This window comes from Rhodococcus sp. APC 3903 (assembly GCF_030407755.1).
Lineage (GTDB): Bacteria > Actinomycetota > Actinomycetes > Mycobacteriales > Mycobacteriaceae > Rhodococcus_F > Rhodococcus_F erythropolis.
In genome coordinates, this window is sequence record NZ_JASDCV010000009.1 from 128,704 (window position 1) to 151,777 (window position 23,074).

Below are 23,074 nucleotides of genomic sequence, written 5' to 3' on the forward strand. Positions count from 1 at the left end.
CTAGTGGCCGACAGAAACACATAACGCGAGATGTTGTGAGTCACATCGTTGAAATTCCCAGGTAGCCCCAGTTCAGCGCACACATCTTCCGGCGCGTCGGCGTGTCGCCCGTCACATTTCGGTCGCAGGCCTGACAGCATCTGAAAACCACTACTCGGACCTACCATGAGCGTCGTGGAAACACCCCCGAAGGACGAAGCTCCGCGCCACAAGGCAACCGTGACGAGAACGCAGCAGGTGACACCTAAGATGCGCAGAATCACCTTCGGCGGTGCGGGCCTGAGCGACTTCGAGACGAGCGGGAGCCCCGACGAACGGGTGCTCGTCAGATTCCCCCTCGATCCCCCTCACGCCCGTAGTTACACGGTCCGGCGCTGGCAGCCCTCGAAGAACGAACTGGAGATCGACTTCGCTCTCCACGGCCACGGCGGAGCTGCGCTCTGGGCCGAGAATGCGCAACCGGGCGAGACCGTAGATCTCTCGACAGCGAGCGGGTGGTTCAAGCCGCCGGCAGAGTGCGACTGGCTGCTACTCGTCGCCGATCACGCCGCGCTGCCTGCGATCGGGCGGATCTTGGAAGAAGCACCCGACGGTCTACCGATCCACGTCATTGCACAGGTGCCCGCGCCGAGCGAACAGCAGACGTTCACGACGCGCGCCGACGCTCACTACCGATGGATCGACGAAGCAGACTCTCTGCTCGCCGAATTGGCCGCCATTCCCCTGCCTCCCGGCGAGGGCTACATCTGGTGCGCAGTCGAGGCCGCGACCGCCAGACGCATCCGCGCCCATCTGCGTCGAACATCGGAAATCCCGGCACCCCGCATGCACGTGATGGGTTACTGGCGGGAGGACAAGGAGAACTGGGAGCGTCGGTACGCCGTCGTCGCCGACCGTATCGACGCCGCGATGGGCGAAGCGATGATGGCCGGCAAGGATTTCGAGTCGGTTCGCGACGCCGTCGACGATGCGATGGAACGCGAAGGGCTCTAGCGCACATATGGGCGTGACTCGCATACGAGTGAGGGCCATACCTTCCGGCATGGCCCTCGCTCGTGAAACGGATTACGCGTTGACGAGCTGCTTGCTGGCGTCGACGAGGTCGGAGACGACCTTGGAGACCTGCGCGAGCACCTCTGCGTTCTCGCGCGGGTGCAGCTCACCGAACAGTGCGCCGGTTCCCCCGATGCTCAGTGCGGTGTCCTCGACGACCTTGCCGCCGGCGATGCGGACTGCCTTGGTGGTGTCTTCGTGTGCCCACTTGGCGCCGTTGCCGCTGGGCGACGCGCTGATGACTGCGACAGCCTTGTCCTTGACGGCACCGACACCGTACGGACGCGAGATCCAGTCGATGGCGTTCTTCAGAACTGCGGGGATGGTGCCGTTGTATTCGGGGGTGACGAGCAGGAACGCGTCAGCGTCGCTCGCAGCGGCGCGCAGTGCGTCGACAGCGGGAATGGAAGCACCCTCGACGTCGATGTCTTCGTTGTAGAAGGGGACGTCGGCGAGGCCTTCGAAGACCGTCAGCGTTGCACCCTCGGGTGCGGCGGACACAGCCGTCTCGGCAAGCTGGCGATTGACGGATCCGGCGCGCAGGCTGCCGACGAGAACGAGAACATTGGTCTGTGACATAACGAGATTCCTTCGAGAGTGGTGCGGTTGGTGGCTCCGGTTGAAAGTTATATCAACTAAACGGACCGCGGTCCACTTACATTCCCCGGCCCTGTAACCTGATCCCGTGAGCGCAATCCCCCTCCCCCAGATCGGCGCCGTACCCGTCGAGCGCGGTGACGCAGCACGTAACCGCGTACTTCTGCTCGACGCCGCAGCCCTCCTCGTCGCCGAGCGAGGTGTCGACGCGGTCACGATGGATGCCGTCGCGTGCCGAGCCGGTGTGGGCAAGGGCACAGTTTTTCGGCGCTTCGGCAATCGATCGGGACTGATGCAGGCACTGCTCGATCACACCGAGCGAGAACTGCAGCAGGCATTCATGTTCGGCCCCCCACCGTTGGGTCCTGGCGCGCCGCCGATCGAGCGCCTCATCGCGTTCGGACGAGCCCGGATCGCCATGGTGGAAGTACAGGGCGAAGTCCTCCGTGCTGCGGAGAACGCTCCTGAATACCGCTTCGGCGGTCCGGCACGAGCACTCGGCATCGCTCACGTCATCGGACTTCTTCGAGGAGCCGGCGTCGAGGGCGACCTCGATCTGCTCGCTTCAGCGCTGTTGGCACCACTCGAAGCGTCGCTTGTCCTTCATCAGGTGCGCGATCTCGGGATGACCACCGAGCGCCTGGCCGCCGGCTGGGAAGACCTTGCCCGGCGCGTTACTCGATGTTGACTCCCCAGATCCGTCCCACCACTTAATGTGAGCCCATGCGCATCGCAGCTGCCGTCATCGGCCTCCTGACCATCGCCGCGGTAAGCGGTTGCTCCGCTTCGTCCGACTCCCCCGAGGACAAGACGGACCCCTCCGGCCGCGTCTTCATCTCGACCTCCGTCGACGGAACACAAATTCCCGGCGGCGGCCCGCTGACTCTCGATTTCAGCCAAGCGGGTCGAGTGTCCGCGAGCGCCGGATGCAACACGGCAAACGGCTCGATCGAGTTCACCGACGGCAAGCTGACCACCGGCACCATGGCATCGACCATGATGGGCTGCCCTCCCGGCATCGCCGAATCCGACACCTGGACAACAACATTGCTGACCTCCGCGCCGACGTGGAGCCTCGACGGCGACACCCTCACCCTGACATCGGACGACGCCACAGTGACTCTGCAGGACAAGAAGATCGTCACGCCGGATCGAGCGCTCCAGGGCACGACGTGGACCGTCACGTCGCTCATCAGTCCCGATGCGATCAGTACGAGCCTGGCTCTGGAGACGTCAGCTCCCGAACTCACGATTGCCGCAGACGGTTCTGTCAGCGGAACCACCGGATGCAATCGCATGACCGGAAGCGCCCAGGTATCCGACACCACAGTCACGTTCACGCCGATGGCAACCACGCGAATGGCCTGCCCCGAGGAGAACATGGACATCGAGCGTCAGATCCTGGCAGTACTCGACGGTGAAGTGAGCTACACCGTCGACGCCGACACGCTGACCCTGCGCAAGCCCGACAACACCGGATTGATACTGACTGCGCAGGCTTGACCAGACGCTGCAGGCTCGATCAGACGTTGTCGAGCAGCCAGCGCCCCAATTCGCGGGCGCTGGCATCGATCATCGCGGGCCAGTCCAAGGCCGAGTCGTCCGCGTGATCGCTGACATGTTTGACGAGTCGGCAGGTAGCACCCGCAGCCTGCGCGGCGAATGCGATGGCAAACCCCTCCATGTCGACCAGATCGGCTCGCTGAGCGAGAGCGTCCCGGGTCGCAGTGTCGGCGATGAATGCGTCGCCGGTCGCCAACACCGAGTCGTCACCGCCGGCGAGCACCAAACGGTCCGCGACGTCGTGCCCCAGCGCTCGGATCGCGGTGCTGCTGATGTCGTGATTGATGACAACCCCGGGAACATAGAGGCCACCGTGGTGCGCGTGCAGCGCACCGGCGGTCCCGATGTTGACGACCAGCGGCAGATTCTCCCGCTCGTACCGCGCGAGAGCAGAGGCGACTGCTGTTGCAGCACTGACCTTTCCAATCCCCGTGATCAGCAGTTCGTATCCTTGCGGCACGTATGCCGCTTCCGACTTCGTCGCACTGACCACCAGAACGTTGTTCGCACTCATGTGCGCGACCGTACCGCCCCGGATACGGTGGCACTGCACGCGCCTGCTCACATCGCTAGAGTCCATTCATGGCCACACTGCGTGAAAGCATCATCGAAGAACTCGGCACAAAGCCGACAATCGACGCCGCAGCGGAGGTTCGCGCGCGAGTCCAGTTCCTGAAGGACTACGTGCGCTCGACCCCCGCCAAAGGGTTCGTTCTGGGAATCAGCGGCGGTCAGGACAGCACGCTCGCCGGAGCCCTCGCCCAACGCGCGGTCACTGAACTTCGTGAAGAAGGCCACGAGGCCGAGTTCGTCGCCGTTCGACTCCCCTATGGCGCGCAGGCCGACGAATCCGATGCTCAGATCGCACTCGGCTTCATCAAGCCGGACCGCTCTCTCACGGTCAACGTCAAGCCTGGCGCCGACGCCACAGCCCGTGAGGCCTCCGAGGCGTTGGGGAACGGCGAACTGCGCGACTTCGTCCGCGGCAACATCAAGGCGCGCGAACGAATGGTCATTCAGTATGCGATTGCCGGTCAGCTCGGCTACTTGGTAATCGGTACCGACCACGCCGCAGAAGCGATTACCGGCTTCTTCACGAAATTCGGTGACGGCGGCGTCGACATCACGCCGCTCACCGGCCTGAGCAAACGTCAGGGCGCTGCGCTACTGCAGGAATTGGGCGCACCCGAGAGCACGTGGCGCAAGGTGCCGACCGCCGACCTCGAGGACGACCGACCCGCGCTGCCCGACGAAGTTGCCCTCGGCGTCACGTACTCACAGATAGACGACTACCTCGAAGGAAAGGACGTTTCCTCCGAGGTAGCCGAAAAGCTCGAGAAGATGTTCGCCAACACTCGTCACAAGCGCACGGTGCCGGTCACACCCCTGGATGACTGGTGGAAGTAACTCTTACCAGCGACTAGCTACCGAACAGGCTGCCGAACACGTCGCCCAGCGAACCCGTTCCCGAAGCCGGATCCTTCTTCGCGAAGTTGGTGGTGCATCCGTTGAACTGCACCGCATCGACCAGCGTCGAGGTGGCAGCGGAACCGGTCCCGACACTGACGCCGTAGTGGTCGACTACCGCTTCCGGGTTCGCGGCGACGATGTCAGCCAAAGGCACTGACACGCGGTCCTTGGCGCCGTCGATGTTCTGAGTGCTCCACCACACGCCCTTCTGGAGTTCCGCGTGAACGCCGCCGTCAGCCGTCGGCGTCGCGTCCGGTCCCGGGACCCACACCAAGGTGGTGAATCCGTTCTCGAACTTTCCGCCGGTGGTTCCGGTGAGGCGGAGCTGGAACGCCGCAGTCGGCGTGGCGGCGCGCTCGGCGAAACCGATCGCCTTGCTGACTGCGTCGGACAGCTTGATACCGCCGGCCGAATGGTAGGAAACCGAACGATCGCCGGTACCGTCGACGGCCAGCTTCAGTGAACCGTCCTTGTCGAGAACGTTGTCGGCCGAGTACGACGCGGTCTGATCCTTCTCGTCGGTGAACGGGATGCCCCACCCGTTCGGCGTCGCTTCGGTGGACAGGGTCGAGCACGAGGCTTCCGGCGCAGAAGAGCCGAGAGAACCGGTGGACGGAAGCGCAGTAGCAATTGCCGGAGCGGTGAGTGCAGCTGCCCCGAGGAGCGCTACGACGACTCCGACACGGCGCGTGGAATTAATCGACATTGAAATACCTTTCACATATCCCGAGTGGAATTGCGCCAAAATTAACACATGTCGACAATTACCAACAGCGAAGGTATTTCTTTTGTCATCCAAACAGATGACAATTCACCTGGGCAATTAGAAGTGCATTTACTCCCCCAAAAGTAGGAGAAACTAAACAAAACGACCAATGTTGGACAATTGACCAACAATGGAGAAAACGGAGATAGATGCCACTTGAGCTGGAGTGATCAAGATATAAATATTTGGACCGGGGAACCGAAAAAGGACAATACGACGGCAGCCCACAAATAGCTACGCCGGCAATTCTCGGACTAGCCTCCAGCGAAAGGCGGAAGAATATCGACAGCGCTACCGGAGGCTCGAGAGACGTCGCGGGTCAACTCGTCACCGACGAGGAAAGCCGAGACCGACAGCACTCGCTCCATCTCCGGTCCGTATCGCCCGACCAAGACCGCCACCAACTCGGCAAGTGTGTTGTCGGGCGAAATGGCGACTACCTCGCTACGGCAACCGGATACATCCGCTGCAGCAGCAAAGTAACGAACCGAGATCGAATGCGGATCAGCCACCAATCGCTCCCATACTTCTTTCCGGCGGAACGAAGTCCGCGGCGTCGATGCCGTGCCCTGCCCACTTGTTCCACATCGCACCGCGCCACAAATCCGCAAGTTCGTCGTCACTGGCTCCGGCCCTGAGCGCGGCACGCAGATCAACTTCACGGTCACTGAACAAACATGACCGAATTGTCCCCTCTGCAGTCATTCGCGTCCGATCGCAATCACTGCAGAACGAGCGCGTCACCGAAGCGATGATCCCCACCGTCATTTCAGTCCCGTTGACACGCCATTCTTCAGCAGGAGCCGACGGGTCTTCGCGACCGATTGCGGCCAATTCGAAACGCTCACTCAATACCGACAGCAATTCAGCCGCAGTCACCATGTTCTCGCGCGCCCAAGCATGGTCTGCATCGAGAGGCATTTGTTCGATGAACCGCAATTCGACTCCGGCGTCGAGGCACCACTGTAAAAGGTCCGCCGCGCCGTGGAGCGTTTCGCGCATGAGAACGGCATTTACCTTGAGCGGCGCAAGGCCAGCCACCGCGGCCGCTCGGATTCCCGCGAGAACCGAAGGCAACCTGTCTCGACGCGTCAATTCCGCGAAGTGCGCGCGATCAACCGAATCCAGGGAAACATTCACGCGGGTCAAACCAGCTGCAGCCAGCTTTGCGGCACGATGTTCGAGCCCAACGGCGTTGGTGGTCATGGCAAGTGGAATTCCTGGCACACGCGCGGCGCATCCCGCGATGATCTTTTCGAGGTCACTACGCATCAGCGGCTCGCCGCCGGTGAATCTCACCTCGCGAATACCGACTCGTTCGACACCGATTCCGACTACTCGAACGATCTCGTCGGCACTCAGAAGGTCTTCCGCGGCGATGGCCGGCAAGCCTTCCTCCGGCATGCAATACGTGCAACGAAGTGAACACTTCTCGGTGATCGAGACTCGCAGATCTCTGGCAACACGCCCGAACCTGTCGACCAGGAGATCCGTCTCGGGACGACCGGCGAGGGAGGCAGCGTCAAACCGCACGGTGGGAATTCCCATCGAGACCACTGTCATCACTTCACCAACTTCCGTATTGCTCCAGTATGACCGAAAGCCGTACTCCGTGTGTCGGACGGACCACACCGCCTAGGATCAAAACATGTCGAGGTTGTCGAGGTTACTGTCATGAGCGCGCGTTCGGTCGAGGAACACGCTGCGCACATCTCCGGATTGCTCACCGGCCTGCACACCCTCTCTCCGTCGGCGGTTCCGACGGCAGAAGCGTTGGGGCGCATAACTTGCTCGGATATCGCATCGCCGGTGGACCTGCCCCTCTTCCGCAACTCACAGATGGACGGATATGCGGTCGACGCCGCATCCGTTGCCTCGGTTCCCACGACACTGACGGTTCGAGGCGTGATCGCCGCCGGAAGCGGAAAACCACCGAAACACCTTCCAGGATCGGCATTTCGCATCATGACCGGTGCGCCGCTCCCCGAGGGTGCCGACGCCGTCGTTCCCGTCGAGGACACCACGGGCGTCACCGAACACGTGGTCACCATCGAACGGGGCAGGTCTGTAGGCGAATTCGTTCGCGAACGTGGCAGCGACATCACTGCCGGAATGCTACTGGTCACGGCCGGAACACACTTGGAACCTCGCCATATCGCCGCGCTGAGTGCTGTGGGCCTGGCCTCGCTCGACACGTACACGAAGCCACGGGTCGCGATAATTACGACGGGCGCCGAACTGAAAAGTGCCGGAACAACTCTCGAACCCGGCGAGATCTACGATTCCAACGGACCAGCTTTGGCAACATTGGCCGAAGCCAACGGCGCCGATGTCGTCTCCGTCGCCCGAAGCAGCGACGACCCGGCCGAGTTCCGCGAATTACTCTCGTACGCAACCTCGGTCGCCGATCTGGTTTTCACCTCCGGTGGGGTGTCCATGGGCGACTTCGAGGTGGTGAAGGAAACTCTCACCCCTCTGGGTGCACACTTCGGCCACGTCGCAATGCAACCTGGTGGCCCGCAAGGCACCGCCGTGGTGAACGAAGTGCCGGTACTGAGTTTCCCGGGCAACCCGGTCAGCACGATGGTCTCGTTCGAGGTCTTCGCCCGCGGCGAACTGCGCCGGGCCGCGGGTCTGCCCGAGATCCCGCGCGAACGGCTGCCACTGACTGCACCGCTGCGTTCGGTGGATGGCAAGCGCCAGTTCCTGCGCGCGCGTAGAACTGCGGACGGTATCGAACTCGTGGCCGGACCCGGCTCGCACCTCGTTGCAGCAATGGCGTGGGCCGACGTCCTGATCGACGTCCCCGCTGCCGTGACCGAACTCGGAGCGGGCGATCTCGTCGATGTCCTCCCGCTCTCGACTTCCTCGATTTGATTCACTCGATCTGATTCAAAGGACACTCATGACCGAATTGACCCACGTCGACAGCGAAGGCCGAGCGCGCATGGTCGACGTCAGCGCCAAGGCCGAGACGACGCGCATCGCCGTCGCTGCCGGTGAACTCGTCACGACCGCCGAGGTAGTTCGCCTCGTCCGCGCCGACGGCATGCCCAAGGCCGATGTCCTCACCACCGCGCGCATTGCCGGAATCGCCGGTGCAAAAAAGACGTCCGAGCTGATCCCGTTGTGTCATCAGCTCGCGCTTTCGTCGGTCAAGGTGGAATTCGGGTTCACCGAAACCTCGATCACCGTCGAAGCGACGGCAAAGACTCGCGGACAGACCGGCGTCGAGATGGAAGCACTCACCGCCGTCGCGGTAGCCGGCCTGACCTTGCACGACATGGTCAAGGCGGTCGATCCCGGAGCCACTATGAACGGTGTTCGCCTGCTCACCAAAGACGGTGGTAAACACGGACATTGGACCCGCGACACTCAGAACTCACAGACATCTCCGGCGCACGCCTTCGCCTCGCCACGGTCCGCAACCGTCCTCGTCGCTTCCACCGGCGGTGCCAACGGAACCAGACCCGACACCACCGGACCGACGATCGCAGCCTGGCTACGCGAGCGGGACTTCGAGGTGCGTGGACCGCTTGTGTACGCCGACGCAGACATCGCGGCAGGCATCGCTGACGCCGAGGAGGGCTCCCCGTCGCTTGTCATCAGCACCGGCGGCACCGGTGCTTCCCCCACGGATGCAACGCCGGAAGCTACCCGGGCAGTCTTGACCCGTGAGTTGCCCGGGGTCGCAGAAGCGATCCGAACCAAGGGCCTCGAGAAGACCCCGCACGCGTCACTGAGCCGTGGTGTGGCAGGTCTCACAGGTACGACGGTCATCGTCAATCTTCCGGGTTCTCCCGGTGGAGTGAAGGACGGTCTCGCCGTCCTCGAACCCATCATCGATCACCTGCTCGCGCAGGTCGCAGGCGGAGGAGCACACGATGAGTGAGCTACTGGCTCGGATCTCCGAGCAACCGATTCACGCAGACACCGTCGACGCCGCCGTTGCCGGTCCGAAGAACGGCGCTGTTGTGGTGTTCACGGGAACGGTGCGCAATCACGATGGAGGTCAAGCAGTTTCAGCGTTGGAGTACCAGGCACACCCGGACGCGGAACGCTTTCTCGAGACGTGCTGCCAAGAGGTTGCAGCCTCGACCGGCCTGCCGGTTGCCGCGATCCATCGCGTCGGCCACCTCGAGATCGGTGACCTCGCACTGGTCGCCGCCGTCGCCGCCCCGCATCGAGCGGAGGCGTTCGCCGCGTGCGCCGAACTGGTGGAGCGCATCAAGCACGAGGTACCGATCTGGAAGCGGCAACACTTCGCGAACGGCGTCTCCGAATGGGTCGGGTTGTAGGTCGAACGCTCCGAGAAGGTAGAGTTGCGATCACTAGGTGCCTGAAATCGGGCATCCAGCGTCGTAGAACGCAAATTTTCTTGCTGAGTGCTCAATGCACCCGCTCTTCTTACGGCGAAGAAGCCTGCCGACCGGCAGCGCCGCCACCACTGTGCTTGATTGTTCGACCGGTTAATTCCCGTGTCGGCATCCGGGCACGAACACGTGCCCGAAAGGCTCTGAACACACTTGTCTGACATCTCTACGCCCGCTACCACCTTCGCAGCCCTCGGTGTGCGCGCACCGCTGGTGAAAGCTCTCGAAGACGGCGGAATCACTTCTCCGTTCCCGATCCAGATCGACACCCTCCCCGACACTCTTTCGGGGCGCGACGTACTGGGCCGCGGAAAGACCGGAAGCGGCAAGACCCTCGCGTTCTCCATCCCCATGGTCTCCCGCCTCGCCGGCGAACTGTCCGGAGGCAAGCGTCGTCCGGGTCGACCGCTCGGCCTGGTGCTCGCACCGACGCGTGAGCTCGCCACCCAGATCACCGCAACCCTCGAACCGTTGGCCGCCGCATACGACTTGCGCGTGACCACCATCTTCGGTGGCGTCTCGCAGCACCGCCAGGTTCAGGCTCTCAAGGCCGGAGTCGACATCGTCGTCGCCTGCCCCGGTCGCCTCGAAGACCTCATGAAGCAGAAATTCGTCAGCCTCGACGCCGTCGAGATCACCGTGCTCGACGAGGCCGACCACATGGCCGACCTCGGCTTCCTGCCCGTCGTCACCCGCATCCTCTCGTCCACCCCGCAGGACGGGCAGCGCCTTCTGTTCTCGGCAACGCTGGACAACGGCGTCGACAAGCTCGTCAAGCGTTTCCTCAAGAACGAGGTCATGCATTCGGTCGACGAGGCCAACTCCCCCGTCGCCGCGATGACGCACCACGTGTTCGACGTCGACGGCGTCGAAGCCAAGAAGGCTCTGGTCGAGAAGCTCGCTTCCGGTACCGGTCGTCGCATCCTGTTCATGCGCACCAAGCACCAGGCACGCAAGTTGGCTCGCCAGCTCACCGAGTCGGGCATCCCGTCAGTGGACCTGCACGGCAACCTCTCTCAGGCCGCTCGCGACCGTAACCTGGCGGCATTCTCCGCCGGTGAAGCGCGCGTCCTCGTCGCCACCGACGTCGCAGCGCGCGGCGTCCACGTCGACGACGTCGAGTTGGTCGTCCATGTCGATCCGCCGGCCGAGCACAAGGCGTACCTGCACCGCAGTGGTCGCACCGCTCGCGCAGGCAGCGCCGGCGACGTGGTCACCGTGGTTCTGCCCGAGCAGCGTAAGGATCTCGCGATCCTCATGCGTAAGGCAGCCATCAAGGTGACCCCGGTTCGTTCGACTGCCAACTCCGAGCACGTCGTCAAGTTGGTCGGCGACATCGCACCGCACGTCACGCCAGCTCCGAAGGCTCCGGCCCAGCCGAACGGTGGACGCGGACAGCGTCCCGCCGGCCAGGGTGGACGCGGCGGCGCAGCACGTTCGGGTCAGGCTCGCTCCGGACAGGGCGGTCAGTCACGCGGTGCTCGCACCGGCGGAGTTGCCCGTCAGGAACATGCAGGCGGCGGCGCTCGCCGTCCCCGCACCGGCGGCGGCGCTCGCACCGCAGGCTCCACCGGGGGCCGTCCCGCGCGCTAGGCCACCCGGTACAACTCAATAGGTTTCGTAGTGGACAGCGTCGGCCAATGGCCGGCGCTGTCGCCATCCGAAGCGCTCGAGATCCGGAACCTGTTGAAACTCAGTCACCTTCCCGACGCACAGCCACGCAATGGGGCGTACGGGCGACGGAATGCCCATGAGTTCGGTGAGGTACTTCTCGTCGTAGAACGAAACCCAGCCGATGCCGATCTCCTCGGCCACTGCGGCGAGCCACAAATTCTGAATGGCGAGTACCGCCGAGAACAGTCCGGTGTCGTCGACGGTATGACGGCCGAGGATGTTCGGGCCACCGCGTGACGGGTCGTAAGTGACGACGATGCCGGTACCGCTCTCGGCGATTCCCTCGATCTTGATGGGGTCGAACGTCGATCGGCGATCCTCGGGCAAAGACTGCGCGAACTTCAGCCGGGCATCGGCGACGTGTGCCGCGAAGGTATTGAGCGTCTCCGGATTACGAACGACGACAAAATCCCACGGTTGCGTGTTTCCCACGCTCGGCGCGCGATGGGCGGCGTCGAGAATGCGCATCAGAGTTTCGTCGGGGATGACCTCTCCCGAGAACTCGGCGCGAACGTCTCGCCGTCGCCGAATCGCTTCGTACACGGATACATCTGATTCACTCACGCCCCGACGGTATAGCGGTGCAATCCCAGCATGGCGTCGGGGTGCGGTTCGACCGTTTCCTCGCGCACGCAGGCGCGGAGTGCGCTGCCGACCACTCCCGAATCCATCCCGGTACCGATCACAACCAGTTGCGTGGTTCGAGGTTCGCCCGACTTCCACCGCAGCGGCGTGATCCGAACATGATCACCCACCGATTGGATCTCGAATTTTCCTGTGTAACCCGGAATCTCGAAGTTCACGAATCCTTTGATGCGGTACACCCCCGGCGGTTGATTCTCGAGGAAATGCGTCAGAGCCCTGGCATCGAGTGGCATCTCCGACGTGAAATCAACCGATTCGTAGCGGTGGTGCAGGTGATCGTGGTGACACGAGCCGTCCTCGTGATCGTCGTCGTGCCCCTCGCGCAGGAGCTCGTCGAGGCTCAGTTGATCGCCCGGAGCGGGAGGGGTCACCTCACCGGAATCGAACAGCAGAGCAGGGTCTATCCGTGAATGCGCCGTCTCCACTATCGGCGCTCGCGGATTCAACTCGCGAATTCCGGCCGTGAATCTCTCACGCTCGGAGACCGGAACGCTGTCGATCTTGTTGACTACCACCAGGTCTGCCAGGCGGACATGTTGATCGAGCTCGGGATGTTCGCGGCGAACGGTGGAGAAATTGGCTCCGTCGACCAGGACCACCAGGCCGCCGTAGACGACAGACGGGTTCTCACTTCCGAGGACGAGTCGAATCATGTTCCGCGGCTCAGCAAGCCCGCTCGCCTCGATGACGATGACGTCGATCCCGGATTGCCGGTGCGCCAACTTGTTCAGCATCTCGTCCATGTCCGAGACGTCGACAGCGCAGCACAAACAGCCGTTACTGAGAGAGACCATCGAATCGACCTGACCGGCGACCATCATCGAGTCGATGTTGACGGAGCCGAAGTCGTTGACGATCACGCCGATGCGTACACCGTCGTTGTTGCGCAGAAGATGGTTGAGCAGCGTCGTCTTTCCCGAACCGAGAAAGCCTGCGACGACTATTACGGGAATCTGCTTCTTCGCCACCACGCAACCTTCCGAAACCACACGTACCGATCAGTGATCGTAGTGGAGTGTGGCTCCGGAAGGTTCACGCTGACAGCAGACTCACACCGTGCAGAGCGGACGGATGTCCGACGTGCCCTCGGTGGTCGGTGACGTCAAGATCGTGCACGCGTTGTATCCACGGGATTCGGCGACCCGACGGATCTCACTCCAGCCGGCCGCGTCGACAATCGGGGACCGTGAGAGCACGAACCCGGAAAGCCTGAGTGGATCGCCCACCAGTGCCCACGAATAATCGTCGGCGATATACGTGACGATGTAGTTGGGCGGACCGTCCAAACTCTCCTGCGAGGGCACCCCGGGGAAGCTCACATGCAACTGGGCACCCGTTGCTGGATCGGTAACTCGGGCATTCCCGACGATCTCGTTGGTTTGGCCGGTCCACGTCGTACACGTGTTCTTCACGCTCACGTTCGACGAATCGACGATCCCGTAACTCGCCCGGGTGTCCTTCGCGCACGCGAGGTTGAAGGGCTGAGGAATCGCCGCCACCTGGTTCCATTCCCCTACGTAGCGCGCGGCGTCCAGGTTCGCCACCGGCTGCAGAGGTTCCCAGAGTGGGCTCGCCTGCGCGGTTCCCGAAAACAGCGTCGCTGCGGCGCACACTCCCGCAATCGCAATCGCACTTCGCCCCGACCACTTCATGTCATTGCTCCTCGTCTGTACAACGCTCGATCGGCATTGGTTCCTCAAGGTATTCGGAGCTGACGGACTGGAGGATGGGGACGTATGTAAAACTACTTTCGGTTTGTTATGGACCTACTTCACAAACCTTATGTAGTCTTTGCTCAAAGATAGCTGAAAGTCGGACGGAGCTACTGTGATGAAGGTTGTCGACTTAGGTCTCGAGCGCACTCGCTATGCAGTCATCGACGAGACGATCGAGTCGAGGTGGCGCCGAGTCACCTCGATGCAGCACGACAGCGTTGCCGTCGTGACTCCACACGACCGGATCACTTTCGCCGAACTCGAACTCCGGACCGATGCATTGGTCCGCGAACTTCGCCTGCGTGGGTCACACGGGGCTCGCCCGGTTGCGGTCGATCTCGAACCAACCGCCGAGTCGGTGCCCGCCATCCTCGCTACTCTGATTTCCGGTCGGCCCTTGGTCATGATCGACCCACAACTCCCCGAGGCCCGGCGAGCGCACATCATGAGCGCCTCGGGCGCCGTCGCGCTGCAGTCGATCCTCGACGAATCGGCCGCAACCGGCTTCCGTTTCGACAACGCGCTGGAACCATCGAGTTCCGACCCTGCCATGATCGCGTTCACATCAGGGACCAGTGGAGCGCCCAAGGGAGTCGTGTTGAGCCACTCCATGTGCCTGAACAAAGCCGACGAACTTGCCGCAGCAATCGACCTGCGCCCCGATGATCACATCGGAAACCTGTTGCCCGTCAGTTTCGGAGCCGGAATCACGGCCCTGATCATGGGACTGATGAACGGCGTCACGGTCTTCTGCTGGGATCCACGCGTAGACGGAGTTTCGGGAATCGACGACTGGCTGATCGAGAATTCGATCACGACCGCGCACTGCGCGCCGTCATTCCTGCGGGCATGGTCAAGCCTCGAATCCGATGAAGCACCGGATAATTCGCTCGGATCGCTGCGGGTCGTCGTGACGTACGGGGAAGCAGTTCACGGCGAGGACTACGCGCGCCATCGCAGTCACGGCTTCGCTCGCGTCACGTACGTCAACTGGCTGGCCACCACCGAGACCGGTGTCGTCGCGTACAACGCGTTCCCACCACATTCCGAACTACCCGTCGGAGTGGTTCCGGCCGGACGTGCTCGCGACGGCAAGGACGTACAGATCGTCGATGTGAACGGCGTGCCTCTTCCCGACGGAGAGATCGGCGAGATACAGGTTGTCTCGAGCGATCTTGCCGATGGATACCACGGTGACCCGGATCGCACTGCGGCACGATTCACGCGCCTCGGCGACGGAGTGAGCATCTACCGGACCGGTGACCGGGGCCGTATCGACGAACGCGGCGAGCTACAACTGCGGGGACGCGTCGACGACGCCGTCAAGATTCGGGGCTATCTGGTAGAGCCGATGGAAGTCGAGGCGCATATTCGTCGAATTCCCGGCGTCGCCGATGTTTTCGTGGCTGTCGTCCTCGAGAACGATCGACCGGAGATTGTCGCCTACGTGGTCCTGACCAAAGCCGTGATGGCACGGTCGGGCGCCGAGATGCGGCGCGAATTGGCGACATATCTGCCGGCCTGGATGCTCCCCCGACATTTTGTTCTGATGCCAGCGTTGCCGCGCAACGAAAGAGGAAAGGTCGATCGAACAGCGCTGCCCTCCGTCGAGGTGCGGTCCACTCCACCGACTCTCGCCGGGCCCGCCGAATTGTGGTTGTCCTCGATCTGGGAGTCGATTCTCGGTATCGACTCCATCGACCGTGAGGACGACTTCTTCGAACTCGGTGGCGATTCGCTTGCTTCAACCGAAGTGGTGGCAAAGATTCACGACATGTTCCGGATCCGGATCACAGCGGCGGAGTTCGCGGCCGCCAGCACCGTCAAAGACCTTGCAGCGCTGTTGGATCGGTGCAGAATCGATCCCGATGATCGTGTCTGTCACAACACGACGGTTCCGCTGAAGCTCGAAGGGTCCGGGCGACCGCTGTTCATCATGAACGGAGCGGGGTGCCCATCGACGACGCTGTCCACCTTGTCGAAAGCGCTTCACACCGATCGGCCGGTTTACGCACTTCAGCCACATGGCTTCGAATCTCGCGGACTACCCGACCGGTCAGTGAAAGCAAGCGCCCGCCGTTTCATATTCGAAATCAAGAAGATTCAGCCCACCGGGCCATACCTCCTCGCCGGCTACTCGTACGGCGGCTACGTGGCGCTGGAGATGGCGTCACAGCTGTCCGAGTCCGGTGACAATGTCGAGCACGTCACCGTTCTCGACACCAGAATCTCCACCGAGACTGCCACACGACTGGCCGGTCGAGCGGGCATCAGCTTGGATCCGTCGATCGTCGACCTCGCACCACAACCATCCACCAATACCCGGTGGAAGCCGACCAGGCGCACCGTCGCGGCGATGTGGATCCGCACGCTCTTCGCCGGCATTCTGCAATACCCACCGGCCACCCAGTGGACGGTGTTCCTCTACATCGGCGGCCAGGCGCTCCGGAAGCATCGGATGCGAACGTGCGCCGCGCCTGTCACGGTGATCCGTGGAGCCACCAACAACCGTGGACGTGAGATATGGTCACTCATCGCCACGGGCTCCCTCGAATTCGACGACGTCGACGCGTGTCACGAAGACATCGTCCGTCAACCGTACGTCCGCAAGACTGCGGCGATCATCGATCGAGTCTGCGATCGAGCGTGACCAACTGCGGCTCACGTCCAGCTGTAGAAGGGAGAGCGGCGTGGAGTGACAGCCCATTCGGTCGTCGACGAACAGACCCTTTCCTTGACGAATGCACCCGCCCTGCCTGCAATAAACATGCCCGTTGCTTCGTCGACACGAGTGGTCCGCTGGAACACACCTCGCCGCCTCCCGAGACTGATGCACCGGCCTGCGAACTTCGGAGTCACCGGGCGCGGCGCGGAACCTTCGAGTCGATGCAGGATCGTTTCGGCCGCATGGACTCCCAAGGGGATCGCGGCCTGACAACTCATCCTCAGTGAAAGATCACCGACTGCGACCGCATCACCCGCACCAAAGATGTTGGGGTGGGACGAGCATTCCAGTCGATCGTCGACCTTCAGACGACCGAGATCGTCGACCGGGAGGCCACTTCGGCGCGCCAGCTCGGGGACACCGAATTCTGTCGCGAGAATCGTGCAATCGGCCTCAACCCGTACACCTCCCGCTAGCTCGCAGGACGAACCGTCGATCCGAGTCACCCGGGATTCGGTGACAATATCAACCCCAAGGTCGGTCAATGTTCTGAGAATTGCCGATCGAGCACGATCTGACAGATCCGGGGCCAAGATTCCTCCGGTCACCAAAGTGATTCGGCTGCTTCGCTGCTCAGCCAATTCTGCAGCAGTCTCGATCCCGGTGAGACCGCCGCCGACAACGCAGACCGCAGCCTTCTCATCGAGAGTCGCCAGCCTGGACGAGAGGCGATCCGCGTCCTCGAATTCGGCGACGCCGAACCCGTGCTCGTCCGCCCCGGCGATCGTGCTGGGTAACTGCCTACTTCCGACTGCGTAGACCAAGTAGTCGTAGTCGAGCACGCTTCCGTCGTCGAGGGTGAGCCTGCCGCGCGCCGCCTCGATCGTCGTCACCTCTCCGAAGACTCGGTGTGCCGCACGCGGTAGCGCCCTGTCGAACGAGACCGTCGCGTCGTAGCCAGCCGCAATCATCTGATGGAGGCCGCTTCGCTGCCATGACGCCCGCATATCCTGCCCCGACTATCACCACGTGTGCACTCATGGTTCTCCGTTCCGCCAACGGTCCCCATGCTGAGAATGCACGGGATGATCAGGCCTCATCGCGGACGTTATTGAACATTGACGCCCTGGCGTTATGGCGGTCGACACATCTAGGCAGAACTGTGCTGCATGCAATAGAGACTCGAAAAACACAGGGTCGACAACACAACACTGGCTCGAAAGCAACAAATGCTCTGCACCGATTGGTGCAGAGCATTTGTTCGGGTGGAGCTAAGGGGACTCGAACCCCTGACCCCCACACTGCCAGTGTGGTGCGCTACCAGCTGCGCCATAGCCCCGTATTCAATTAACTCTAACAGTCGAACTCGCAGCGGCTTTTCTGCTTTCCGCTTGCTGGAAGAAAGTTACACCACTTGACTCCTGGGCAACAAATCGCCTGGTCAGAGCGAAGCGGCCGCTCCTCGTCCGAGCGGCCGCTTCAACTCAGGAGGAGAGCTTGGAAACCCAGTCGCTACTGCCCGTGTCAACGATCTTGCCGTTCGCCACTACCGTGGGCGTCCCGTTCGACCCGACATCCTTGAGCGCCTGGCTGGCGGCTGCAGCATTGGCCGCGGCTGCTTCGACGTTGGTACCGGAAGAGATGCAGGTTGCCACGTCCTCGGATGCGCCCGCATCACGAGCGATCTGGGCGAGGTCGTCGTTGGTGTGATCGCTGCTGCCGCCCTCGGCAGGCTGCGTGTCGGTCGCGAAAAGCTTGTTGTGGAATGCGGAGTACGCGATCGCGTCACCACCCTGAGCGACGCAGAGCAGAGCGGCGCCGGCCCGTGTGGAGTAGTCACCACTGCCCGACGCCCGGTTGAGGAAGTTCAGCATGTGGTACCGCACGGCGACGTCACCGTTGTCGACGGCGGCCGCGAGAGCCTGGCCACTGAGGTGCTCGAGAGCAGCGCAGGCCGGGCACAGCGGATCCTCGAAGAGATCAATGGTCGTCGCGGCGGAGGGCTTGCCGAGCAGCACCACTCCGTTGTCCTGCACCGTGACGGCAACTTCGGAACTCTGCACGGAGCCGTAGCCGTCGTTCTGGGGCTTGTTCTTGCTGTTCGTCCACAAGACACCGCCGATGACGAGGGCCGCGATCACGAGCACCGCGAGGCCACCGATGATGTAGGTGGAGCGGCTCGAGACCGGTTCCGGCGAGTATTTGTTCTTGCTGCTCTTGGTGCTCACGCTGATGCAGTCCTTCGTGCGTCGAAACGATTTACCGATTGCTTACCTTGCCACTGAAGACTGAGTATCCACTGAGAACGCCGCGCGTGATCCGGGCCCCAATGCGAGCGGCGAACGCGGGAACACGAGCAGCCAGACGGCAAGTGCCAAGAAGCCGAGGTCCCGGAGAATCTCCTTCAAATAGTCCCAAGCGCCGACGTCGGCTGCACCTCCGCCGCCGAAACATCCGCAGTCGATGGACAATCCCCTGGCCCACACCGAAATGATCACCGCAATGAGAACCGTGAGGATGACCACCGAGACCGCAGCGGATACTCGCACCGCCAGCCCGACGAGGATCAGCAGGCCCAGCACTATTTCGACCAGGGGAAGAGCCGTCGCCACCGGACCTACCAGCGACTCGGGCAACAGTTGATAGGCGCGCACCGCGATCTTCGTCTGCACGGGATCAAAGAACTTGAGTCCCCCGGAAATCAGCCAAACGGCCGCCAAACCCAATCGGGCCACAAGACTCACGATGCGAATTGCCACCCGATCGAGAGTACAGAATGCCCGGTCAGTCCAGGTTTGTCCGCGCAGGAGTATCCGTTAGCACCGTCACATCAGTCAGATCTTCGACGACGGATTCGACGGGCTTCGTTCGCGACGGAACGAACAACCAACCCGTCGCCGACACGACGACTACGGCTCCCATCACCGCGAAGGCCGCCGAGTACGACACATGCTGGGCGATCAGCCCGGCACAAATCGGCGCCACTACCCCACCGATGTCGGACATCATCTGGAATACCGCCAGAACGGGTCCGCCTCGGGCCGTCGATCCGACAACATCGGCAACCGCGGCCTGCTGGGCCGGACTCATGAGCCCGGAGCCGACACCAGTCACTGCGGCGATGGCGAAGAACACCACAAGGTTGTCGGTGAATCCCATTGCGATGGTTCCCAGACCGCAGATGAGCAGACCGCTCACCACAAAGGGCTTGCGTCCGAAGCGGTCCGAGAGTCGTCCGGACACGATCAACACCAACGCGTTTCCGACGGCAAAGATCGTGAGAGCGTAGGCCGCTATCGACGGGTCTCGGTCGAGGAACTCCACGACGAACAGAGGGACCATGGCAACGCGAACTCCGAAGATCACCCCGCCGAAGGCGAGGTTCGATCCGAGCGCTGCCCGGTACACCGGCGACTGGAGCCCTTCGGTGAGAGTCATCGACTTCACATCGACAGCCTTGTCCGGTGACGCCAGGTGAGATCCACGCAGGCTCACGAAGACAACGAGCGCGGCGATCACCAGCGCAACTGCGTAGATGATGAACGGCATCCGCAGACCGAACTGCAACAGCGCACCGCCGACCAGCGGGCCGCCGATCGATCCCATGAGAAAGCTTGTCGCGTACAGCCCCGAGACGCGGCCGCGACTGTCCGGCGGTGACATGCGAATGATCAGCCCGAGAGCCGACACCGTGAACATCGTCGACCCGATACCGCCCAACGACCGGAACAGCAGAAGTTGCCAGTACTCCCCGGCGAAAGCGCACGCACCGGTCGAGACCGCGACGATCAAAAGGCCGACGATGTAGACCGGACGCTCACCGAGTTTCTGTACCAAAGTGCCGCTCATCGGCGCGAACACCAATCGCATGAATGCGAAAGACGAGATCACGATCGTGGCGGCGGTGACCGATACGTCGAAGCTGCGCGCGAACTGCGGTAGAGCCGGAGCGACCAACCCGAACCCGAGGGCGATGACGAAGCTGGCGGCGACCAGTACCCAAATTTCCTGTGGCAGCTTGGCTGCACGAGTTTTCATGTCGCCCGGAATTCTAGCCGGGCGACACGAGCGGTCCGCGAGCTAGTTCGCCTTCAAGACGCCGGACACCAGGTCCTTGGCCGCTGCCTGAACCTGAGCCAGATGATCGGCGCCCTTCATCGACTCGGCATAAATCTTGTACACGTCCTCCGTGCCGGACGGCCTCGCTGCAAACCACGCGTTCTCTGTCGTCACCTTGAGACCACCGATCGCCGCGCCGTTTCCGGGCGCCGCGGTCAGTGTCGCCGTGATCGGTTCACCCGCCAGTTCGGTCGCACTCACCTGATCGGGAGACAGTTTCGCCAAGACTGCCTTCTGTGCGCGTGTCGCGGGCGCATCGATCCGCGCGTACGCCGGGCTCCCGAACTTCTCGGCCAACGCGTCGTAATGCGCTGACGGAGACTTTCCCGTCACCGCGGTGATTTCCGACGCGAGCAACGCAAGGATGATGCCGTCCTTGTCCGTCGTCCAGACGGAACCGTCGTGGCGGAGGAAGGATGCACCGGCGCTTTCCTCGCCGCCGAATCCCACCGACCCGTCGAGCAGACCGGGAACGAACCACTTGAAACCGACTGGAACCTCGAGCAATTCGCGGCCCACACTGCTGACCACGCGGTCGATCATCGAGGAACTCACGAGTGTCTTGCCCACCTTGGTGTCTGCGCGCCACCCTGGCCGGTTCGCGAAGAGATACTCGATGGCAACGGCGAGATAGTGATTCGGGTTCATCAAACCGCCGTCGGGCGTGACGATGCCATGGCGGTCGGAGTCTGCATCGTTTCCGGTCGCGATGTCGTAGCGATCCCGAATTCCGATCAGCGACGCCATCGCGTCGGGCGACGAGCAGTCCATGCGGATCTTGCCGTCAGTGTCGAGCGTCATGAATCGCCAGGTCGGATCGACGAGCGGATTCACCACTTCGAGGTCGAGTCGATGAGTTTCGGCAATCGCGCCCCAGTAGTCGACGCTTGCCCCGCCGAGGGGATCTGCACCGATCCTGATTCCGGCATCGCGGATTGCATCGAGGTTGAGGACAGAGGGGAGGTCTTCGACGTAGTACCGGAGGAAGTCGTAGCGTTCAACGCGGTCCAGTGCCTGCGCCGCCGTGACACGCCGTACCCCGGAAAGCCCCTTGCGCAGTAGCTCGTTCGCTCGATCGGCGATAACCGACGTCGCATCCGTATCCGCGGGTCCGCCGTGTGGCGGGTTGTATTTGAAGCCGCCGTCACGCGGCGGATTGTGTGAAGGCGTCACGACGATGCCGTCGGCCTTTGCCTCCGGTCCCGTCGAGTTGTACCGCAAGATCGCGTGACTGACCGCCGGGGTGGGCGTGTAGGCATCACGTGAATCGACGAGGACGACGACGTCGTTGGCGACCAGGACCTCCAAGGCCGACAGCCAGGCAGGCTCCGAGAGCGCATGTGTATCGCGGCCGATGAACAGTGGTCCGTCGATGCCCTGCGAAGCACGGTACTCGACAATCGCCTGGGTTGTCGCCAGGATGTGAGCTTCGTTGAACGCCGCGTCGAGACTGGAACCGCGATGTCCCGAAGTGCCGAAAAGTACCTGCTGCATCGGGTTCTCGGGATCCGGGATGCGCGTGTAATACGCGGTGACCAGATGAGGAACGTCGATCAGATCCTCTGGCAGAGCCACTTGTCCTGCTCGTTCGTGCGCCACGAATCCCCCTCGGCCCGGTGGTCGACCACTGTGTCGACGCGACTGTGGACAATTGTCTACCCTGGTCGCGTGGCGTGCACGCTCGACGCCGGATCGGTCAATCCGTGATCTGGATTCCCAACCACGCAGCGGACAGTCCGACGATCAAACTGACGACGATGTAGATCAGCGAGAGGGCCGTCTGGCGCCTCTCGACCATCCCGACATTTTCGTTCGCAAAGGTCGAGTAGGTGGACAAGCCACCGCAGAATCCGGTCGCCAGAAGTGCAGCCATCTCGGTGGAAAGAGCTGCCCCGGTGAATAATCCAAGGAGGAAGCAGCCGATCACGTTGGCGGCGAACGTCGCAGCCGGGAATCCCTTGTACGCGGGCACATACCGCGCCAACAGGTACCGGCCACTCGCACCAGCGCCGCCGCCGAGTGCCACCAGGAGAACTGTCATGCCGACGCTCCGTCCCGCGCGCGGATCCAGCGTTCACCGAGCCCTTTGCCCAGTGCAGCGGCGAGGATCGCGGGAATCAGTGTCCCGAGTACATAGAGAATCGATCGCCACGGACTCTCCGTCACGGCGTGAACCGCGAAGGACGAGAAAGTGGTGAAGCCGCCACAGAACCCGGTGCCGAGAAAGAGGTACCCAACCTTGTTGTGGACGAGCAGGGCCGCGAGAACACCGAGAACGAACGAGCCGACGACGTTGATGACCAGCGTCGTCCAGATGTGGGGAAAGAGCTCCCCCAGCCCGTATCGACTCAGTGCCCCCAATGCTCCGCCGACGGCAACCGCTCCCACCGCACCCGGCAGCTTCAGATCACCCATGCTCTCGCCTCACCCGAAA

The 23,074-nt window shown here is 62.5% G+C and carries 24 protein-coding genes and 1 tRNA gene; 9 read left to right on the forward strand and 16 right to left on the reverse strand.

The window, feature by feature from the left end; genetic code table 11:
* The first annotated feature begins 165 nt into the window (after positions 1 to 165).
* Positions 166 to 993 (forward strand): siderophore-interacting protein, encoded by an 828-nt coding sequence (locus QMA15_RS14965; protein WP_279163831.1) that lies wholly within the window; start codon positions 166 to 168, stop codon positions 991 to 993.
* Between the two features lie 72 nt (positions 994 to 1,065).
* On the opposite strand, the gene QMA15_RS14970 is transcribed toward QMA15_RS14965, so the two are convergent.
* Positions 1,066 to 1,632, reverse strand: a complete 567-nt coding sequence (locus QMA15_RS14970; RefSeq protein WP_019747884.1) for an NAD(P)H-dependent oxidoreductase — start codon at positions 1,630 to 1,632, stop codon at positions 1,066 to 1,068.
* Between the two features lie 106 nt (positions 1,633 to 1,738).
* Between QMA15_RS14970 and QMA15_RS14975 the strand changes: the two genes are divergently transcribed.
* Together QMA15_RS14975 and QMA15_RS14980 are read left to right on the forward strand one after the other, a co-directional pair.
* On the forward strand, positions 1,739 to 2,338 hold the full coding sequence (locus QMA15_RS14975) for a TetR/AcrR family transcriptional regulator (RefSeq protein ID WP_019747883.1): 600 nt from the start codon (positions 1,739 to 1,741) through the stop codon (positions 2,336 to 2,338).
* A 35-nt stretch (positions 2,339 to 2,373) separates the two neighbouring features.
* The gene (locus tag QMA15_RS14980) at positions 2,374 to 3,153 is read left to right on the forward strand and encodes an META domain-containing protein (protein WP_279163832.1); all 780 of its coding nucleotides are present in this window, start codon (positions 2,374 to 2,376) and stop codon (positions 3,151 to 3,153) included.
* 19 nt (positions 3,154 to 3,172) lie between these two features.
* Here the strand turns inward: QMA15_RS14980 and QMA15_RS14985 are convergent, their stop codons facing one another.
* Positions 3,173 to 3,727 carry a nucleosidase gene (locus tag QMA15_RS14985; protein WP_019747881.1) on the reverse strand — a complete coding sequence of 185 codons (555 nt, stop codon included), beginning with the start codon at positions 3,725 to 3,727 and terminating at the stop codon, positions 3,173 to 3,175.
* 68 nt (positions 3,728 to 3,795) lie between these two features.
* On the opposite strand from QMA15_RS14985, the gene nadE reads away from it, so the two are divergent.
* Positions 3,796 to 4,620 carry an ammonia-dependent NAD(+) synthetase gene (gene nadE / locus QMA15_RS14990; protein WP_042951470.1) on the forward strand — a complete coding sequence of 275 codons (825 nt, stop codon included), beginning with the start codon at positions 3,796 to 3,798 and terminating at the stop codon, positions 4,618 to 4,620.
* Positions 4,621 to 4,633: 13 nt separating this feature from the next.
* Here the strand turns inward: nadE and QMA15_RS14995 are convergent, their stop codons facing one another.
* The 3 genes from QMA15_RS14995 to moaA form a co-directional block, all read right to left on the reverse strand.
* Entirely contained in the window at positions 4,634 to 5,389 is a 756-nt protein-coding gene (locus QMA15_RS14995; RefSeq protein WP_290285182.1) for a hypothetical protein, read from the reverse strand.
* 314 nt (positions 5,390 to 5,703) lie between these two features.
* Positions 5,704 to 5,961 carry a MoaD/ThiS family protein gene (locus QMA15_RS15000; RefSeq protein WP_003944706.1) on the reverse strand — a complete coding sequence of 86 codons (258 nt, stop codon included), beginning with the start codon at positions 5,959 to 5,961 and terminating at the stop codon, positions 5,704 to 5,706.
* Positions 5,954 to 7,012: a GTP 3',8-cyclase MoaA gene (gene moaA, locus QMA15_RS15005; RefSeq protein WP_019747878.1), complete on the reverse strand. Its 1,059-nt coding sequence runs from the start codon at positions 7,010 to 7,012 to the stop codon at positions 5,954 to 5,956. The genes QMA15_RS15000 and moaA overlap by 8 nt, the downstream gene beginning before the upstream one ends.
* 111 nt (positions 7,013 to 7,123) lie before the next feature.
* On the opposite strand from moaA, the gene glp reads away from it, so the two are divergent.
* From glp to QMA15_RS15025, 4 genes are all read left to right on the forward strand, one after another.
* On the forward strand, positions 7,124 to 8,326 hold the full coding sequence (gene glp / locus QMA15_RS15010; RefSeq protein ID WP_019747877.1) for a gephyrin-like molybdotransferase Glp: 1,203 nt from the start codon (positions 7,124 to 7,126) through the stop codon (positions 8,324 to 8,326).
* A gap of 28 nt (positions 8,327 to 8,354) precedes the next feature.
* The gene (gene moaCB, locus QMA15_RS15015) at positions 8,355 to 9,341 is read left to right on the forward strand and encodes a bifunctional molybdenum cofactor biosynthesis protein MoaC/MoaB (protein ID WP_279163833.1); all 987 of its coding nucleotides are present in this window, start codon (positions 8,355 to 8,357) and stop codon (positions 9,339 to 9,341) included.
* Complete coding sequence (locus QMA15_RS15020; RefSeq protein ID WP_003944730.1) at positions 9,334 to 9,747, forward strand: molybdenum cofactor biosynthesis protein MoaE; 414 nt, start codon at positions 9,334 to 9,336, stop codon at positions 9,745 to 9,747. Before moaCB ends, QMA15_RS15020 begins: the two co-directional genes overlap by 8 nt.
* 228 nt (positions 9,748 to 9,975) lie before the next feature.
* Positions 9,976 to 11,415 carry a DEAD/DEAH box helicase gene (locus tag QMA15_RS15025; protein WP_019747875.1) on the forward strand — a complete coding sequence of 480 codons (1,440 nt, stop codon included), beginning with the start codon at positions 9,976 to 9,978 and terminating at the stop codon, positions 11,413 to 11,415.
* A 15-nt stretch (positions 11,416 to 11,430) separates the two neighbouring features.
* Here QMA15_RS15025 and bluB read toward each other — a convergent pair whose 3' ends face one another.
* The 3 genes from bluB to QMA15_RS15040 all read right to left on the reverse strand — a co-directional run bounded on the left by bluB (position 11,431) and on the right by QMA15_RS15040 (position 13,793).
* Positions 11,431 to 12,060, reverse strand: a complete 630-nt coding sequence (gene bluB, locus QMA15_RS15030) for a 5,6-dimethylbenzimidazole synthase (RefSeq protein ID WP_019747874.1) — start codon at positions 12,058 to 12,060, stop codon at positions 11,431 to 11,433.
* Positions 12,057 to 13,109 (reverse strand): GTP-binding protein, encoded by a 1,053-nt coding sequence (locus tag QMA15_RS15035; RefSeq protein ID WP_029255081.1) that lies wholly within the window; start codon positions 13,107 to 13,109, stop codon positions 12,057 to 12,059. The genes bluB and QMA15_RS15035 overlap by 4 nt, the downstream gene beginning before the upstream one ends.
* A gap of 81 nt (positions 13,110 to 13,190) precedes the next feature.
* Positions 13,191 to 13,793, reverse strand: a complete 603-nt coding sequence (locus QMA15_RS15040; RefSeq protein ID WP_259118689.1) for a lipocalin family protein — start codon at positions 13,791 to 13,793, stop codon at positions 13,191 to 13,193.
* A gap of 178 nt (positions 13,794 to 13,971) precedes the next feature.
* Here QMA15_RS15040 and QMA15_RS15045 point away from each other — a divergent pair, with 178 nt between their 5' ends.
* Positions 13,972 to 16,506, forward strand: coding sequence for an AMP-binding protein (locus QMA15_RS15045; protein ID WP_290285192.1), 2,535 nt, complete (start codon positions 13,972 to 13,974; stop codon positions 16,504 to 16,506).
* A gap of 11 nt (positions 16,507 to 16,517) precedes the next feature.
* Here the strand turns inward: QMA15_RS15045 and QMA15_RS15050 are convergent, their stop codons facing one another.
* The 8 genes from QMA15_RS15050 to QMA15_RS15085 all read right to left on the reverse strand — a co-directional run bounded on the left by QMA15_RS15050 (position 16,518) and on the right by QMA15_RS15085 (position 23,055).
* Complete coding sequence (locus tag QMA15_RS15050; protein WP_279163775.1) at positions 16,518 to 17,492, reverse strand: FAD-dependent oxidoreductase; 975 nt, start codon at positions 17,490 to 17,492, stop codon at positions 16,518 to 16,520.
* A 295-nt stretch (positions 17,493 to 17,787) separates the two neighbouring features.
* Positions 17,788 to 17,860: transfer RNA gene (locus QMA15_RS15055), tRNA-Ala, on the reverse strand.
* A gap of 145 nt (positions 17,861 to 18,005) precedes the next feature.
* Complete coding sequence (locus tag QMA15_RS15060; protein ID WP_007731305.1) at positions 18,006 to 18,749, reverse strand: DsbA family protein; 744 nt, start codon at positions 18,747 to 18,749, stop codon at positions 18,006 to 18,008.
* Between the two features lie 42 nt (positions 18,750 to 18,791).
* Positions 18,792 to 19,280, reverse strand: a complete 489-nt coding sequence (locus tag QMA15_RS15065) for a MauE/DoxX family redox-associated membrane protein (RefSeq protein ID WP_019747868.1) — start codon at positions 19,278 to 19,280, stop codon at positions 18,792 to 18,794.
* Between the two features lie 25 nt (positions 19,281 to 19,305).
* Complete coding sequence (locus tag QMA15_RS15070) at positions 19,306 to 20,559, reverse strand: MFS transporter (protein WP_084326404.1); 1,254 nt, start codon at positions 20,557 to 20,559, stop codon at positions 19,306 to 19,308.
* Positions 20,560 to 20,601: 42 nt separating this feature from the next.
* Positions 20,602 to 22,239: a phosphoglucomutase (alpha-D-glucose-1,6-bisphosphate-dependent) gene (pgm, locus tag QMA15_RS15075; RefSeq protein ID WP_046378364.1), complete on the reverse strand. Its 1,638-nt coding sequence runs from the start codon at positions 22,237 to 22,239 to the stop codon at positions 20,602 to 20,604.
* 97 nt (positions 22,240 to 22,336) lie between these two features.
* On the reverse strand, positions 22,337 to 22,681 hold the full coding sequence (gene crcB / locus QMA15_RS15080) for a fluoride efflux transporter CrcB (RefSeq protein WP_019747865.1): 345 nt from the start codon (positions 22,679 to 22,681) through the stop codon (positions 22,337 to 22,339).
* Positions 22,678 to 23,055, reverse strand: a complete 378-nt coding sequence (locus QMA15_RS15085) for a CrcB family protein (protein WP_019747864.1) — start codon at positions 23,053 to 23,055, stop codon at positions 22,678 to 22,680. The genes crcB and QMA15_RS15085 overlap by 4 nt, the downstream gene beginning before the upstream one ends.
* Positions 23,056 to 23,074: the final 19 nt, after the last annotated feature.

Bases quoted from the DNA above. Each gene is read 5' to 3' on its own strand.
- QMA15_RS14965 (WP_279163831.1), top strand. From the start codon at position 166: ATGAGCGTCGTGGAAACACCCCCGAAGGACGAAGCTCCGCGCCACAAG.
- QMA15_RS14970 (WP_019747884.1), bottom strand. From the start codon at position 1,632: ATGTCACAGACCAATGTTCTCGTTCTCGTCGGCAGCCTGCGCGCCGGA.
- QMA15_RS14980 (WP_279163832.1), top strand. From the start codon at position 2,374: ATGCGCATCGCAGCTGCCGTCATCGGCCTCCTGACCATCGCCGCGGTA.
- QMA15_RS14985 (WP_019747881.1), bottom strand. From the start codon at position 3,727: ATGAGTGCGAACAACGTTCTGGTGGTCAGTGCGACGAAGTCGGAAGCG.
- nadE (WP_042951470.1), top strand. From the start codon at position 3,796: ATGGCCACACTGCGTGAAAGCATCATCGAAGAACTCGGCACAAAGCCG.
- QMA15_RS14995 (WP_290285182.1), bottom strand. From the start codon at position 5,389: ATGTCGATTAATTCCACGCGCCGTGTCGGAGTCGTCGTAGCGCTCCTC.
- moaA (WP_019747878.1), bottom strand. From the start codon at position 7,012: ATGACAGTGGTCTCGATGGGAATTCCCACCGTGCGGTTTGACGCTGCC.
- glp (WP_019747877.1), top strand. From the start codon at position 7,124: ATGAGCGCGCGTTCGGTCGAGGAACACGCTGCGCACATCTCCGGATTG.
- moaCB (WP_279163833.1), top strand. From the start codon at position 8,355: ATGACCGAATTGACCCACGTCGACAGCGAAGGCCGAGCGCGCATGGTC.
- QMA15_RS15020 (WP_003944730.1), top strand. From the start codon at position 9,334: ATGAGTGAGCTACTGGCTCGGATCTCCGAGCAACCGATTCACGCAGAC.
- QMA15_RS15040 (WP_259118689.1), bottom strand. From the start codon at position 13,793: ATGAAGTGGTCGGGGCGAAGTGCGATTGCGATTGCGGGAGTGTGCGCC.
- QMA15_RS15045 (WP_290285192.1), top strand. From the start codon at position 13,972: ATGAAGGTTGTCGACTTAGGTCTCGAGCGCACTCGCTATGCAGTCATC.
- QMA15_RS15050 (WP_279163775.1), bottom strand. From the start codon at position 17,492: ATGATTGCGGCTGGCTACGACGCGACGGTCTCGTTCGACAGGGCGCTA.
- QMA15_RS15070 (WP_084326404.1), bottom strand. From the start codon at position 20,559: ATGAAAACTCGTGCAGCCAAGCTGCCACAGGAAATTTGGGTACTGGTC.
- crcB (WP_019747865.1), bottom strand. From the start codon at position 22,681: ATGACAGTTCTCCTGGTGGCACTCGGCGGCGGCGCTGGTGCGAGTGGC.
- QMA15_RS15085 (WP_019747864.1), bottom strand. From the start codon at position 23,055: ATGGGTGATCTGAAGCTGCCGGGTGCGGTGGGAGCGGTTGCCGTCGGC.